Genomic DNA, 12945 nt, shown 5'->3' with positions numbered 1-12945 from the left:
AGTATAACAATGAAACTATCTGACTTATTCAAGGTCAGCCTAGTGGCTTCAGCAGTCACACTGGCAGCATGTGGCGGCGACATCGAAATCACCCCAACTGTAAATGACAACAGCACAAATACAGATAACAGTGTTAATAATTCAAACAATACATCTGGTGGTGACAACTCCGATGATTTTGAATGTGCCAGCTACGAGTCTGACTCTGGTACGGTCCAAGGTGTATTTGATGGTCGTGACTGTATTTACAATGACTCCTTTGCCAGTAAAACTATTGAAATCACCAGCAACATTACGTTCTCTGAAATCCCAGATAATGGTGTGCACTTATTTGAGCAAGCACTGTTAATCGGTGAAGATGGCAACACCACAGAAGGTTTTGAAATTCCAGCAAATGGCCCAACGCTAACAGTTGAGCCTGGTGCTACCTTGGCCTTCCAATCTGGCGAAGCCATTATTCGTATCGCTCGTGGCGCAAAAATCCAAGCTAATGGCACCGAAGAGAAACCTATTACGTTCACTTCAGCTAATGCCTTCGACCGTTTTGATAGCGCAGGTGAAGGTGCTCGCTATGCAGATTGGGGCGGTATCATTATTAATGGTAATGGTATCACTGACCAATGTACTGATGCAGAGCGTGATGCAAGCACGTGTAACGTTGCCTCTGAGGGGATCACTAGCTACTTCGGTGGTGACGACAATACTGATTCTAGCGGTAGTATCAAGTGGGCCAAAATTTGGTATGCAGGTTCAGGTCCTAAAGTAGGGGGTGAAGGCGATGACCTTAATTCACTTACATTAAATGCAGTGGGTTCAGGTTCAGAGTTTGAATACCTGCATATTCACCAAGGTTTCGATGATGGTATTGAATTCTTTGGCGGTGCAGCGACGATTAAGCACATTGTTGTTACCGACACGCAGGATGATTCATTCGACTTTGATGCGGGTTGGCAGGGTGCAGGTCAATTCTTATATGTACAACATGGTACTGTGACCTTGAACGACGGCACTGTGGTGAACATGGGCAACAACGGTTTCGAATCTGATGGTGTTAAGGGCGAGTCTTCACCGCAAGTGGGCCCAACTAACCCGACCCTTGCTAACATCACCATCGTGACCACAGATGGCAATTCTGTGCGAGATGATGATCCTTCGCAAGCTTACAAGTTCGACGATGAGTTCAATGCCAGCATTTACAACGCCTTATTGGTTAAGAAAAATGCGGTAAACAGCAGCTGTATTCAAGTGACTTCAGATGGCGAAAAGCAAGCCGATAACATCATGTTTAATAACTCAGTGATGGCGTGCTCTTCAAACTTCACCGATACAGATACATTCGCAGCGGGCCCATTAGCAGGGCAAACCAAGGCGTCTTGGTTCGAAAATAGCGGCAGTAGCGAAATTTTGACTGATGATGTATCGGTATTGGCTGAAAATGGCTTTGCAACAAACACTGCCTCAGCAGATGTTTCAATTAATGCTAACGATTTAAGTGGCCTAGACTCAAGCTTCTTTGAGAGCGTAGATTACATCGGCGCGGTATCTGATCAGGACACAAGCTCTAGCTGGTATAAGTGGGTTGAGACTGCTGTTAATGCAGCGGCTCAAGACTAAAAGCCTAGTTATTTAGAGTGTTAAATTGAGGCGCCTTGGTGCTTGAGCAAAGCAGTAGGCGCCTATTTTTTGTCAAACTGATTAGGATGTATATCATGTTTAAACAACATAGGCTGAGCAAACTCACCCTCGCGGTTGGCCTGGGATTGTTTGTCCACACTAATGGCCTAATCGCAGCTGAAGCAGAGCTCGCAGCGAACGATGAAATAGAAGAGGTTGTGGCTGTAGGAACTCGGCTTCAAGGAAGCGCTGCAGCTGTGGTTGAAGAACGAAAAAATCAGGCATTCGTTGCTGATATTCTCGGAGCCGAGCAACTATCACGTACTGGCGACAGTGACGCTGCCTCAGCGCTTCGTCGTGTGACAGGCCTGACATTAGTTGATGGTAAGTTTATTTATGTTCGTGGTCTGGGCGAGCGTTATTCCAGTGCTAGATTGAATGGTGCCTATATCCCTAGCCCCGACCTCACTCGCAACGTCGTGCCGCTGGATATCTTCCCAGCAAGCATCATAGAAAGTATGGCGGTGCAAAAAGCCTACTCTCCCGATATGCCTGCGGCGTTCGGTGGCGGTAACATAGACATCAGAACCAAATCCATCCCCAGCGATTTTGTTGCCGGAGTGGAGTTGGGCGTTGGCTATAACACAACAGCGGATGAAGGCTATACCTATGATGGTAATGATGCCGGCGTTCCACAAGCAATGAAAGATGCGATTGTTCGCTATCAAGGAAACTTTAGCATCAACAATATAGTTAACAGAGACTATTTGCAGGACAATGAGCAAGGAACGCGTGCTCAGCAAGCGACCGCTATCAATAACCAATTGTTAAAGTCATTGCCACGAAACTATGGTCTGAAAGAAGAGTCACTTGACCCTGAAATGGGCGTCAAAGCGCACATTGGCAATAGCTTTGAAGAGGATTACTTCGGCGGTCGTATTGGCTTTTTACTATCAGGTGCGTATGTTAACGAATGGGATGCACAAACTCGCTTTTCATCTGTGATTGCACAAGATGTCGATAGCAGTTGTGCGACTAGCCTAGATTCTGCCGAGCAGGTTGCAAACTCGTGCTATAACACCGTGAAAAATTCGACAGTAACGACCGAGAACGAGCGTTATAACGCCACGGCAAGCCTTGGTTACACCTTCGATACACATAGTATTTCTGCTCAACAACTCTATATTGTCGATAATGAAGACGAAACGGAAGTAGCGATTTCACAAAGCCCGGCGGGCAGTTCAACGTTTACCATTGCCGGTGACGGTTTAGCAAATCGCAATCACGAATTCAATCTTGAAGAGCGTAAGCTCAATGTATCCCAGTTCCTTGGACAGCATACTTTCTTGGATTTATGGGGAGTCGGCTTTGATTGGCAGTATACGCGTTCGAAAGCAACCACAGATATTCCCACCAACGTTGATTTTGAGTTTCGCGATCAATACGGCGAAAACGGTCGTTACGCGGGGTCTGAGATCACCGGAGACGACAACCGCGTGATCATGTCATACACCGATATGGAAGAACGTGTAACTTCCTATGGTGGTAACTTTAACTTGCCTTTGATGTTTGATGGTGTCGATGTCGAGTTTAAGGTAGGTTATGACTTTTCGGATCGAGCAAGAATCTACAACACTTCTAGCTTCACTGTGAACAACAGTGCTGGTGCTGCGATCAATGTCAACGATGGCAGTCGCGATCCGCTGACTAACAGCGGCTATTTAAGCGACCAATTTATCGATGGCAACGCCATTTTGGTCGATTTTAACGAACCAACGCCACCAGATGCTGATGACTATATTGCTGGTCAAAAGATTGATGCTGGCTATGGCTCATTCGATGTAATGTATGACCAATGGTTGCGCATTAGCGGCGGTATACGATATGAGGAATTCAAACAAACCTCAGTTGGTACGTCTAGCCTTATTTTTGATGGCGAAGATTTGCAAACGATTTGGTCTGCCGAGAACATTGAAGATGGCACTATCTTAGAAGATGATTGGTTCCCCGCATTGTCATTAACTTATATTGGCGCAGAGCAATATCAAGTTCGAGCCGGTTACGGTGAAACCGTAGTGCGCCCTGACTTTCGTGAAGTGGTCCCTGTCACCTATTTTGACCCGCTAACCGATATTCGTACTTTTGGTCGCGTCGGTCTTAAGAGCAGTCCGATTAAGAATTACGACCTTCGCTACGAATTCTACGGTGAAGCAGGGAACTCCTACAGTGTCGCTGCCTTTTATAAGGATATAGAAGCACCCATTGAGACCGTTTTGCGTATTGGTGATGAAGACTACTCCGCGACCTTCGTCAATGGTGAAACTGCTGAGGTGTATGGTATAGAAGCAGAATGGCTTCAAGATCTGACGTTCTTGAGCGATGGACTATTTACCAGCGGTAATATTACTTTAAGTGATTCCGAAGCGAAGATAGATCCTGCTTTAGCCGGAAACCTAACTAACCCAACTAAGCGTATGACGGGTCACTCTGAATACGTCGTCAATATGCAGCTAAATTACGACTCTGCTGATGGCGTTCATAGTGCGTCATTGGTCTATAACGTGTTTGGTGAGCGTATTCTCGCCGCTGGCGTAGCGGGGCGTGATGATGCCTATGAGCAACCATTTCACTCGTTAGACTTAGTGTACACGTGGTACCCAGATTTCAACTCTAAAGTGAAATTCAAAGTCCAAAACCTGTTAGACGAGCAAAAAGAAGTGACGCAGTCAGACATCGTAGTGCGTTCACGTGAAGAAGGCGTAGAATTCAGCGTAAGTTATGCATATGAGTTCTAGTTTCAGGTAACAACAAAGAAAAGCCCAGCCAGTGCTGGGCTTTTTTATATGGTATTAACGGCATTTAATAGTCGCATAAAGAGGATAACACTGGTTTTTGCTGCCCGTACTTTTTTTAATCCACGCACTGCCATACCAGTCATAATCAGCATAAGACGATTCATCTTCGCCACAGGTAACGGTACTTCCAGAAACTTCCTGATTGTGACCGCGTGCTTCACAAAAGGTGTTGCCATTGGTTGAGCCCACAAAGAAGGACTCTAAACGCCCATTAACCCACACTTTCGGGCCATAATAGGTCACTGTTGAAGCGGCTAATGAACCTTGTTTGTTGAGCATATTCACTTCAGCGCGCGTAAAGCTTACTTGCTCTTGGTCTGGTGCTGCCAAATTGACCGCTGAGCTTTGAGCTGAGGCTGTTGATGATAGTGCTGCGACAGTCAGTGCCGCGATAGAGGTTACGAATAAATTCATGACTATTTCCTTGTTTAATTGTTAATGCACACCTCCGACTGCCTGTGTACCTACTTACTACACCATCAAGTGTTTTCAAAATAGCGACAGAATAGTTAATAAATTGTGACTAACGAATCGGGTGATATTAGCTATATGAAATAATTTTAAGTTGTATCTAAGCCACTAGTGCCTGGGGCGTTGCAGTGCTATTGTCAGAGATTCTCAGTGCTCGCTGGGTCTCACGCAATATGAATAAACTTGTAAGTAAGAGGAATCTGTAATGAAAAAAGTAGGCTTAGTAGGCTGGCGGGGGATGGTTGGCTCCGTACTGCTAGAGCGGATGCAACAAGAAAATGATTTTACTCATATTGATGTGACCTATTTTACCACTTCACAGACAGGACAGTTGGGCCCGGCAATTGGCGGCGATGCTAAACCTTTGTTGAGCGCCTACGATGTTGACGCGCTCAAGGGCATGGATGTTGTTGTGACCTGTCAAGGTGGCGATTACACCAATGAAGTCTATGGTAAATTGCGCGACAGTGGTTGGCGCGGGTATTGGATTGATGCCGCCTCGGCGCTGCGTATGAGCGACGAGAGCATTATTGTACTCGATCCGGTGAATCATGATGTTATCGAGCAAGGTCTCGAACAAGGTGTAAAAACCTTCGTCGGTGGTAATTGCACGGTATCGTTGATGCTATTGGCATTGGGGGGCTTGTTTGAACAAGATTTAGTTGAGTGGGTTAGCCCCATGACCTATCAAGCGGCCTCCGGCGCCGGTGCGCGCAATATGAAAGAATTACTTAAGCAAATGGGTGATATTCATGGTGTCGTTGCCTCGCAACTTGCCGACCCTGCGAGCGCTATTTTAGAAATAGACAAGCTAGTTGCGAATAAAATGAAAGATGGTTCACTGGATTATGATCAGTTCGGTGTGCCACTAGCAGGTAGCTTGATCCCGTGGATTGATGTGCCAATGCCGTCAGGGCAAAGCAAAGAAGAGTGGAAGGCTGAAGTAGAAGCCAATAAAATTTTGGGTTCCTCGAAGCAACCTATCCCGGTTGATGGCTTATGCGTGCGTGTAGGCATGATGCGCTGCCACGCTCAGGCACTGACCATCAAATTGCGTGAGGATGTTAGCGTTAGCAAAATAGAGCAAATTCTTGCGAGTCACAACGAATGGGTCGATGTCATTGCCAACGAGCGTGGTGCATCGAGCGAAGAGTTGAGCCCTGTCAATGTCACAGGGACTTTACGAATTCCTGTTGGCCGCATTCGCAAGCTCAGTATGGGGCCTCGTTATATTAGTGCATTTACGGTGGGCGATCAGCTACTATGGGGAGCGGCAGAACCGCTTAGAAGAATGCTGAAAATTATCTGTAACGGGTACTAAGCTGCTGTAAATAGGGCACTTTTGTGCCTTTTTATTATTCCTAGCTAGACTTTTACCAGCGCATTTCCTAGTATACCTGCAATGTGTTGGTAGGAGTCTTGCCTGTGCGTTTTATTGTTGGCTTATTTGTCCTTGTTAGTGCGCTCAGTGTGTCTGCTCACGAGTTGAAGGGCAGCTTACCAGATCATTACCCTCCTTATAGTATCGTGGGTGATACCACTAAAGGCATTATTCCTGACCTATTAGTGGCGCTGAACTCGTTTAGTGATCATGCCTATAAAGCGCAGCCAAATACCTCACGGCGCTCATTAAAGTTGTTACACGAAGGGCAAATTCATTACCGCTTTGATTCCGAGCGCTGGGTTGCAAACGCCAGTCACTATTATTGGAGTGACGCGATAGTTGAAGTGAATGATGTGTTGGTTTATCCGGCAAGCGGCCCAGCAATCAATGATATAAAACAACTGCAAAGGTTAGCAAACGACCGCCAAAAGCCGTTGCGAATTGGAACCCGCTTCGACTACCACTATCCAACTTTAATGCCGCTGCTTAATAACGGCAACATGGTCCGGGATAACTTTTACTCTGAAATAAATATGCTAAAAGCCCTGGCAGACAAAGAGCATGGGCAACTCAGTGCTGTTGTAATTGCAGAGCATGTTTATGATTATCTGTTGAGGTCAAGACCTGAGCTGGTGGGTGAATTAGTTAAAAGTAACCGCCCCATAGACACAGCTCTTTACCAGTTTCAGTTTCCAAAAACTGATAACGGGCGTATCAATATGCTTTATACTAACCGCTTATTAGATAAGTTAAGGCGTAATGGCGAGTTGGAAAAAATAGTTAATAACTATACCCAGTAATAGGTTTATTTAAGCCACTGTTTAATAAGTTCAGCAATTGCCTTATGATGATCCTGCGCATAGCAAGAGATAACTTTTTTTTGGCGCTTGCTCTGGTCCAATTTTGACTGCTTTTTTTGATGTAAGCGTGCGAAGAGACCTTGTTTTGATTTATCATTCATTGTTTTCTAACTATTGCCTAATGACTAAATTCAGCTATATTTTACCCGTGGTGTGTATGCTCTCCCTGAGTGCTTGTAAGGGCACCCAGCGTTATCATGAAACCCAATCTCAACGCTTAGACGAGTGTGCATATAAAAATGATGATGACTATTTTGCGTGCTTAGAGCAACAAAAACAGAACTATCAGCGGTTTCAACAACAGCGTCAACAAGAAAATAATTAAGCTAAATATTTCATAGTGTTGAAATACCTACCTATACTTTTAACTTCCGCTTTAAAAATATTTATGCTGGCATGGAAGTTAACAACAAGAAAAAGCGTTTTACAATACGCGTTACGCTAATAACAACCTTCATATTTGCTTGTGCCTTCACGGCTATTGCGGCTATATCACTACACTATTACTTTAGTAGTAGTCTTGCAAAAAACGCAGCGGCAACGCAGTTTGAATTAATCGCCACTCAGGTTGCCAGCCAAGCGCGACGTCAAGAGCAGGCTGCGGTAAGCCTCGCCAATGTAATTAAGCTGCAAAATATTCGCAGTGCGAGATCCATTAGCGGCGAGCAACTAGCTCGCTTTAGTGCTTTATTAAGTGCTCAAGAAGAGGTGTTTTCATTATTTTACGGCTTTAGTAACGGCGATTACTTTGAAATATCTAATTTAGAGTCCACTCCCGGGATTAGGCGCGTGTGGGGTGCAGCACCTAACGACCGCTGGGTTGTTGTACAAATATATAATCAGGGCGGCGATAGGAAAAGGTATACCCAATTTCTCGACTCCAAGCTTAACGTTCGCATACAAACTGAGGAGCCAACAGACTACGATGCTCGGCAAAGGCCGTGGTTTAAGAACGCATCACATCAAAGTGTAAATAAAATGCCCCCCTATATGTTTAGCTTTATAGGTCGCCCTGGCACGAGTTACGCGATTACCGGCAAAAATAACGTGGTAGCGGGGACCACCGTGCTGCTATCTTCTTTGTCTCGATACATGGACATACCTGATTATACCCTAACCGGCAATGGCTATTTATTTGATGACAATGGGGAAGTCAGTATAGAGCAACGTGTTGATGCGCCATCAGAACTCAACGTGACACCTATCACCTTAGACGATCGTCAGCGTGCTTATTTAGATAAAGTCGATACTTTGCGAGTAGGGGTTATGGATGATTACCCTCCATTTGAGTACTCAGTGTCGGGGCAACCTCGGGGTTACAGTGTTGAGCATATTCGTTTATTGGCGAGGAAACTGGGGGTCGAGCTGCAATTTATCAATGGCTATCGGTTTCCGGAACTAGTGGAGCAGTTAAAGTCCGGCAAAATAGATATGTTACTTGGACTTATGAAAAACGAAGAGCGTGAGCAATTTTGTGTATTTGCAAATGGCCACTATGAAACAAGGATAATTGCCACCATGCGCCAGGGGGAGGCACAAGGGCAACAACGTTTAAGTGACTTTAAAGAGTTACGTATTGCCGCGCAAAAAGGCTACGCAGTGACAAAGTTTTTAAAAGCGCGTATGGGCAACGCCCACTTTATTGAATACAACGATACCCTCGATGCGCTGAAGGGTCTAAACAGAGGGGAAGTTGATGTTGTGTTCGATGATGAGGTGGTTATTAACTATATTCAAGCTTACTTCTATATTGAAGGGCTTGAAAAAGTAACCCAAATTAGTGAACTAAAATCACAAAGTGACTTCAACTTTCATCACACGGTAAGAAAGGATTTAGCGCCGCTGATGACGTTTATAAATCGGGCTATTAATGAACTAAAACCAAGTTTGAAAGTAGATCTAAAACAAAAGTGGTTAGACTTTGACAGCTCCAGACGGCGTGCAGAGCTTTCACAGTTGCCCTCTAAGCAGTTACTGGATATTGCCCAACAAGCACCTCTTCGCGATCGCATGCACGAAATAGAAATTGGTAACAAAACACATTATGCCTATATATCGCGTGTTGAGGGGCTCATTGGTTCTGGGAATCAGGAATACATCGCGCTCATAGTCAGCGAGGATGAGGCCTTGTCGCAACTGCAATGGCAAGTAAAAAAGGCCATGTTAGTAACCTTATTTGTGTTATTTATAGTACTGATCATTATCTCCCAAATGGCGCGTAATCTAGCCAACCCCATTCAACGCTTAATTGAAGAAAATCAGAAGATTGGCCAACGAGACTATGACCATGTTCATTATGTCGACTCTCACATAGAGGAAATTCACCAACTTTCATCGGCCATGGTTAATATGTCTGAATCAATATGTGACTTTGAGGCCGGACAAAAGGAATTGCTCGATGCATTTATTCAGCTTATTGCTCAAGCAATCGATGAAAAATCGCCATACACTGGGGGGCATTGTGCTCGCGTACCAGAACTGGCGATGATGTTGGCGCAAGAAGCGAACAATCAACAAAAGGGGCCATTTGCGCACTTTGGTTTTAATTCCAAAGAGCAATGGCGTGAATTTGAAGTCGCTGCGTGGTTACACGATTGCGGAAAAATTACGACGCCGGAGCATATTGTTGATAAAGGCTCTAAGTTAGAGTGTATATATAATCGGATTCACGAAATACGTATGCGCTTTGAAGTATTATACCGAGATGCTCGTATCGATTATCTTGAAGCCGTAAATAGAGAGCCTGAAGAGCAATTAGGGTTTTATGCAACGCTTCAACAGCGGCAAAAGGAACTAAAGGAAGATTTTGCTTTTGTTGCTAAATGCAATGTCGGTGGGGAAATGATGTCTGAACAAGAGCGCAGTAGATTGGAGTCGATAGCTGAGCAAACATGGTACCGAAATTTCGATGATTGCCTTGGGTTATCCCCGGCCGAACAGCGTCGGATGAAAGATTTTGAGCATACCACTGAAGGTGAAGAGTATTTACTTGCGGATAAAAAACGCCATATATTTGCACGTAATGAAAGGGAATTTAGTCGCAATTCAGGCTTTGGTTTTAATATGGAGCCAACAGAAAATAAACAAAACCTTGGCGAGTTATATAACTTGAAAATAGGTCGGGGTACTTTAACGAATGAAGATAGGTATATTATTAATGAGCATATTATTACGACCATTCGCATGTTAGAAACTCTGCCGTTACCAGAGGATTTACAGCGTGTACCCGAATACGCTGGTGGGCATCATGAAAAGTTGGATGGCGGAGGATATCCGCGAGGTTTAATTGCTGAGCAAATGTCAGTGCCTGCACGGATCATGGCCATTGCAGATATTTTCGAAGCGCTGACTGCAAATGACCGACCATATAAGGAAGCAAAAACGTTATCCCAATCACTGAAAATTATGAAATTTATGGCGCAAGATAGGCATATAGATAAAGATCTATTTGCTTTGTTCTTAACAAGCGGTGCTTACATGGATTACGCAAGGCAACATCTTAACGACTCGCAAATTGATGACGTTGATATCAAAGATTACATAATCGGGTAGTCGTCATTGTGCAGTTTGTTGTCTGAAGATAGCAAGAACCAAAACATTTACATAAGCACATACTGTATGGTAAAGATTCCGCTAGCGCAACACGAAAGCTGTTGACAGACTTGCGATCAAACTTTGCGCGAGGTAGTGAGCTTCTTATATTCGTGTTAATAGGTTTATAGAGAAATCATATCCTATAGTTTATGTTATGTTAAATACCCTGTTTTAGTGAAGTTCCTTAAGATAGACCTGTTTATTTAAAGAGGAAGAGCTGTTATTTGAGGGGCGTTTTCATAATTCGAAGGCGAATGGCTCACTGTTCCGTGAGCCGAAAGGACTTGATTTTAATTTAACTCGTCATCTTTCCAAAACTTGGTTCCTTTTAGAACTGCTTGCAGAGCTAACCCTGTTTCAGTCATGGAATAAATAGTCACATCGCCAACTTGGGCTTCAGCGGCAACGGCTCCACCTTCAGTTTTATGCTTTGCAGCAGCATCGGCGTTACCACCAAATGCCCAACCATTCTTAATGAAATAATTGAGTGCATCTTCGGTATGAAACACCATCACCACATTAAAATCTTTAACTCCTAAGCCTAACCCTAGCCCAGCTTCACCCATTTTCATATAGGTCCATTCGCCGGTGCGATTATTTTTTGCAACACCATAGCCACCGCCAAAACTTGCAAAGATTACGTTCACATTGGCATTATCAAATACGGCGTAACCTGCTGCAGAGGTTAGTTGATTACGAACATCCGGCTTCTGGTCATAAAGGCGATTAAGAGTATCACTGCGCATATCTTGAACTACTTGTCGTTTCTGCGCTGGCGTGCCAGTGCTTGCACATCCAGTCAGCACCGCGAACAAAGTGAAAATAAAAGAATACGTTAGCACCGATTTCGATAGTTTCATTTAGAACCCCTTCTTTATGTCCAATACTAGACAGTATCGGACTTTATGGTAAGCTATGCCTTATATTATTGTAGTCCAGTTGTCAGTATGCCTACGCCACTAGTCGATACCTTTAAACAACTTCGCTATCAAATAGCGCATCTTGAAGATGATACGTTGCACAGCGAATACCCTGAACTTGCTGCATTTATAGCTCAACAAAGCTTAAACGTCGCTGAAGTTAAACAAGACTTGCTATTTATCTACCGATTTTTATACGTATACGGTCGAAAGTCAGATGCCACTTTTACACGGTTTCGTAATGAGATAGAACGTTTTGCTTTGTGGACTTGGTTTAATAAAACATGTTCTTTGTTTTCTTTGAAACGAGAAGATATTGAGCACTACATTGATTTTGTTGTTGAACCAGATAAAGCCTGGTGTTCCGACTCGGTGCAATGGCGCTTTAAACAGCATCAAGGTTTACGTAAAGCCAACGAAAAATGGCGACCGTTTATAGCACGCGAGACAAAGCCATCGCAACAAAGTTTAAATGCGACTTTTACAGCACTTAATGTATTTTATAAGTTCGCTATTTTAGAAGAGCAAGCATTCGCGAACTTTGTCCCGGTAGTTAAAAAGAACTGCCCCTATTTAGTTGTTCAGTCGCAAATCAATCAACCGGATACTCTCAGTGATTTGCAGTGGGAATATGTACTGCGTGTAACCGAAGAGCAATGTCAGGAAGACCCTGATCTAGAACGTAACCTTTTTACTTTAGCCTGTTTGAAAGGCCTGTATTTAAGGATATCTGAGTTGTCTGAGCGTACTAATTGGTCTCCTGTCATGTCGCATTTTTGGCAAGACGCTGATGGCTTTTGGTTTTTGCGTGTTATGGGCAAAGGTAACAAACTCCGTGATGTTACGTTAAGCCAAGATTTTATTGCGTATTTAAAACGCTACCGTTTGTATAGGGGGTTAAGTGCCCTGCCCCGTGTTGATGAGCCCTACCCACTTATTCACAAAATACGGGGGAAAGGCGGAATGACGGTTAGACAAATTCGCCGCCTTGTTGCGCAAAGTTTTGAATTGGCCAGCTCAGCGCTGGTAGCCGATGGCTTCACTGAAGAAGCGGAAAAGCTACAAGCAGCAACTGCTCATTGGCTGCGTCATACGGGGGCAACTCACGATGCTGCTTCAAGGCCGCTCAAGCACCTGTCCGAAGATTTAGGTCATGCAAAAATTGCGACCACGGATCAAATTTATATTCAAACGAATATAAAAGAGCGCGCTAAATCGGGTGTTAAACGTAAACTTTAGGAACTGCA

The 12945-nt window shown here is 44.2% G+C and carries 9 protein-coding genes; 7 read left to right on the top strand and 2 right to left on the bottom strand.

Features of this window, described 5'->3' with window-relative positions:
* Positions 1-9 precede the first annotated feature (9 nt).
* Complete coding sequence (locus MHM95_RS04715; protein WP_053909429.1) at positions 10-1614, top strand: hypothetical protein; 1605 nt, start codon at positions 10-12, stop codon at positions 1612-1614.
* Between the two features lie 95 nt (positions 1615-1709).
* Positions 1710-4409 (top strand): TonB-dependent receptor, encoded by a 2700-nt coding sequence (locus tag MHM95_RS04710; RefSeq protein WP_045980212.1) that lies wholly within the window; start codon positions 1710-1712, stop codon positions 4407-4409.
* Between the two features lie 54 nt (positions 4410-4463).
* On the opposite strand, the gene MHM95_RS04705 is transcribed toward MHM95_RS04710, so the two are convergent.
* Positions 4464-4883, bottom strand: a complete 420-nt coding sequence (locus MHM95_RS04705) for a hypothetical protein (protein ID WP_052698258.1) — start codon at positions 4881-4883, stop codon at positions 4464-4466.
* Between the two features lie 262 nt (positions 4884-5145).
* On the opposite strand from MHM95_RS04705, the gene asd reads away from it, so the two are divergent.
* The 4 genes from asd to MHM95_RS04685 all read left to right on the top strand — a co-directional run bounded on the left by asd (position 5146) and on the right by MHM95_RS04685 (position 10736).
* Positions 5146-6261 (top strand): aspartate-semialdehyde dehydrogenase, encoded by a 1116-nt coding sequence (asd, locus tag MHM95_RS04700; RefSeq protein ID WP_239384493.1) that lies wholly within the window; start codon positions 5146-5148, stop codon positions 6259-6261.
* A 104-nt stretch (positions 6262-6365) separates the two neighbouring features.
* Positions 6366-7124 (top strand): transporter substrate-binding domain-containing protein, encoded by a 759-nt coding sequence (locus tag MHM95_RS04695; RefSeq protein ID WP_053909431.1) that lies wholly within the window; start codon positions 6366-6368, stop codon positions 7122-7124.
* A 181-nt stretch (positions 7125-7305) separates the two neighbouring features.
* Positions 7306-7509, top strand: coding sequence for a hypothetical protein (locus tag MHM95_RS04690; RefSeq protein WP_045979997.1), 204 nt, complete (start codon positions 7306-7308; stop codon positions 7507-7509).
* A 71-nt stretch (positions 7510-7580) separates the two neighbouring features.
* Positions 7581-10736, top strand: coding sequence for an HD domain-containing phosphohydrolase (locus MHM95_RS04685; RefSeq protein ID WP_239384491.1), 3156 nt, complete (start codon positions 7581-7583; stop codon positions 10734-10736).
* 332 nt (positions 10737-11068) lie between these two features.
* Here MHM95_RS04685 and MHM95_RS04680 read toward each other — a convergent pair whose 3' ends face one another.
* Positions 11069-11638: a YSC84-related protein gene (locus MHM95_RS04680; protein WP_022946885.1), complete on the bottom strand. Its 570-nt coding sequence runs from the start codon at positions 11636-11638 to the stop codon at positions 11069-11071.
* Positions 11639-11725: 87 nt separating this feature from the next.
* On the opposite strand from MHM95_RS04680, the gene MHM95_RS04675 reads away from it, so the two are divergent.
* Positions 11726-12937 carry a tyrosine-type recombinase/integrase gene (locus tag MHM95_RS04675; protein WP_235418341.1) on the top strand — a complete coding sequence of 404 codons (1212 nt, stop codon included), beginning with the start codon at positions 11726-11728 and terminating at the stop codon, positions 12935-12937.
* Positions 12938-12945: the final 8 nt, after the last annotated feature.

Source organism: Pseudoalteromonas sp. CnMc7-15, assembly GCF_022347925.1.
GTDB lineage: Bacteria > Pseudomonadota > Gammaproteobacteria > Enterobacterales > Alteromonadaceae > Pseudoalteromonas > Pseudoalteromonas ruthenica.
Note: the sequence above shows the minus strand (reverse complement) of the source record. Positions and strands in the feature narration are given on the sequence as shown.

What these genes read in the sequence shown, in the direction of transcription:
- MHM95_RS04715 (WP_053909429.1), top strand. Translation starts at nt 10, where the DNA reads ATGAAACTATCTGACTTATTCAAGGTCAGCCTAGTGGCTTCAGCAGTC.
- MHM95_RS04710 (WP_045980212.1), top strand. Translation starts at nt 1,710, where the DNA reads ATGTTTAAACAACATAGGCTGAGCAAACTCACCCTCGCGGTTGGCCTG.
- MHM95_RS04705 (WP_052698258.1), bottom strand. Translation starts at nt 4,883, where the DNA reads ATGAATTTATTCGTAACCTCTATCGCGGCACTGACTGTCGCAGCACTA.
- asd (WP_239384493.1), top strand. Translation starts at nt 5,146, where the DNA reads ATGAAAAAAGTAGGCTTAGTAGGCTGGCGGGGGATGGTTGGCTCCGTA.
- MHM95_RS04690 (WP_045979997.1), top strand. Translation starts at nt 7,306, where the DNA reads ATGACTAAATTCAGCTATATTTTACCCGTGGTGTGTATGCTCTCCCTG.
- MHM95_RS04685 (WP_239384491.1), top strand. Translation starts at nt 7,581, where the DNA reads ATGGAAGTTAACAACAAGAAAAAGCGTTTTACAATACGCGTTACGCTA.
- MHM95_RS04680 (WP_022946885.1), bottom strand. Translation starts at nt 11,638, where the DNA reads ATGAAACTATCGAAATCGGTGCTAACGTATTCTTTTATTTTCACTTTG.
- MHM95_RS04675 (WP_235418341.1), top strand. Translation starts at nt 11,726, where the DNA reads ATGCCTACGCCACTAGTCGATACCTTTAAACAACTTCGCTATCAAATA.